The sequence below is a fragment of the Streptomyces phytophilus genome (assembly GCF_013870535.1).
In the GTDB taxonomy this organism is placed as follows: Bacteria; Actinomycetota; Actinomycetes; order Streptomycetales; family Streptomycetaceae; genus Streptomyces; species Streptomyces phytophilus.
Genome location: NZ_JACBXC010001131.1, coordinates 1 through 1,977, shown reverse-complemented (window position 1 = coordinate 1,977; position 1,977 = coordinate 1). Strand labels below are relative to the sequence as shown.

The 1,977-nt window shown below is 72.7% G+C and carries 3 protein-coding genes and 1 pseudogene; 2 read left to right on the top strand and 2 right to left on the bottom strand.

Annotated features, from left to right (window positions below; genetic code table 11):
* Nucleotides 1-188, top strand: a 188-nt coding sequence (locus tag H5J30_RS29900) for an ATP-binding domain-containing protein (protein ID WP_181790498.1), incomplete at its 5' end; no start/stop codon positions are given.
* A gap of 377 nt (nt 189-565) precedes the next feature.
* A complete protein-coding gene (locus H5J30_RS29895; protein WP_181790496.1) occupies nt 566-1,489 on the top strand; it encodes a hypothetical protein in 924 nt (307 codons plus the stop codon).
* A gap of 36 nt (nt 1,490-1,525) precedes the next feature.
* Here the strand turns inward: H5J30_RS29895 and H5J30_RS29890 are convergent, their stop codons facing one another.
* Both H5J30_RS29890 and H5J30_RS36085 read right to left on the bottom strand, forming a co-directional pair.
* Nucleotides 1,526-1,762, bottom strand: coding sequence for a hypothetical protein (locus tag H5J30_RS29890; RefSeq protein ID WP_181790494.1), 237 nt, complete (start codon nt 1,760-1,762; stop codon nt 1,526-1,528).
* Nucleotides 1,759-1,977, bottom strand: a pseudogene (locus tag H5J30_RS36085) (amidohydrolase); the annotation flags it as partial. The gene H5J30_RS29890 and the pseudogene H5J30_RS36085, both read right to left, overlap by 4 nt.

Here is a 1,977-nt window from a genome sequence, read left to right as displayed (position 1 = left end):
GCCTCACGGTGGTGCCGGCCTCGGCGGCCAAGGGGCTGGAGTACGACCACGTGGTGCTGGTCGAACCCGCGGCCATCGCGGGCGCAGAGCCCCGCGGCATGAACCGCCTCTACGTGGCCCTCACCCGCGCGGTCTCCCGCCTCCACATCGTGCACACCGCGCCGCTGCCCCCCGGGCTCCGCCCGTAGCGGGGCGGGGTTCCGTACCGCCCCCGCCCCGGATTCCGTTATTCCGCTATTCCGCACGCGTTGATTTCCCCCGCGCCGCCCGGGAATTCGGAGATCATGCACTCCGGCCACGCCGGCCACTCGCATTCCATGGTCCGCCTCGGGTATGCATGCCGCAGCGCACTTCCGCGTGACAAATTGTCGTTACGCCGAAGTTCACCCTGCCGTGGCGACGGCGCGGAAACATGGGGCCGACGACCGACGGCCCCTCGTGGCACACCGCTCAAAGCAGGAGGCTCGCCGTGCACACCAATGAAATGGGCGTTTTCGGGGTCTCCGCCGCGGAGGAGCACCTTTACCGGCATTTCCTCCGGCACCCCGATTCACCCTCGGAAGGCGTGCACGTGAAGCTCGGCATCGCCCTGCATGAAATGGAACAGGCCATGACCCGCCTGGTCCGGCTGCGGCTGCTCAGACCCGGGGATCGGCCGGGGTGGTTCGTACCCGTCGATCCGGAGCAGGTCGTGGCGCGGCTCACCGAGATGCGGCTGCGCGAGATGTACCAGGAGATCCAGCGGCTCACCCAGAGCCGGCACGTGCTGACGACGCTGCGCGCGGAGACCGCGGCCCCGGCGGACGGTGGGCGGGCGGGCGCGTACGGCGGAGAGCACGGGGTGGAGGAGATCGACGAGCGCGAGGAGCTGATCAACCGCGTGGAGGAGCTGAACTTCTTCGCGCGGGAGGAGATCGTCTCCGTCGAGCCCGGTTTCCACCTGATCACCGACGAGGTGCTGAAGCGCCGCGCGGTGGAGTGGCGGGCGCTGAAGCGCGGGGTGCGGCGGCGGCTGGTGCTGCCCGCGGGCACGCTGCGGTACGCGCGGGTCGCCGAGTACGTCCGGGAGTTGCTGGCGCGGGGCGGCGAGGTGCGGGTGGTCGAGGAGATCTCGGATCAGCTCGTCGTGTACGACGGGCGGGTGGCCCTCATGCCCAAGGACCCGAAGAACATCGACCAGGGCGCGCTGATGGTACGGGGGCGGGGGCTGGTCAGCACGCTGTCCGGGCTCTTCGAGAAGGTGTGGGAGCAGGCCGAGGACGTCTCCGTCGAGCTGCGCGAGGCCGCGGAGCCGGTGCCGGAGCTGTCGGAGGCGGAGCTGCGGGTGCTGCGGATGATGTGCGAGGTGGGCAAGGACGAGACGGGGGCCCGGGACCTGGGCGTCTCCGTCCGTACGTACCGCAGGCACATCGCCGACGTGCTGCGGATGCTCGGCGCCTCCACGCGGGCGCAGGCCGCTCTTCTCGCCCGCGAGCGCGGGTGGGTGTGACCGCCGGCGGGTGCGGCCGGGGCCCGCGGGGCGGTGTCAGCTCTCCATCGACCAGCCCGCGCACGCGGGGTGCGCCAGCACGGCGCCCGCCACCGTCGTCATCCCGGTCTCCGGTACCGCCAGTCGCAGCCTGATCCGCTCCGACTCCACCCGCAGCCCGTGCGGCAGGTAGGCCCGCAGCAGCCACAGCAGGCGTACCGCCGTGGTCTCGGCCGGCGGGGCGTCGAAGTCCTGGCGTACGAACGCCACTTCGACCGACCCGCCGCCGTTCACCGGCCCGCCTCGTCCAGACCGCCGGCATCCGGTGTTCGCGACCCCGGCGACCCCGGCGCTCCGGGCGCACCGGGCGCCCCCGGGGTTCCCGGCTCTCCCGGCGTCTCCAGCGCCTTCCGTGCCGCCGCCGTCAGCGCCGCGATGCCCGTCTCCAGCGACGCCCGCACGTCCGGCGCGAACCGCGGCGAGTGGTTCCCCGGCACCGGGCGCCCCGT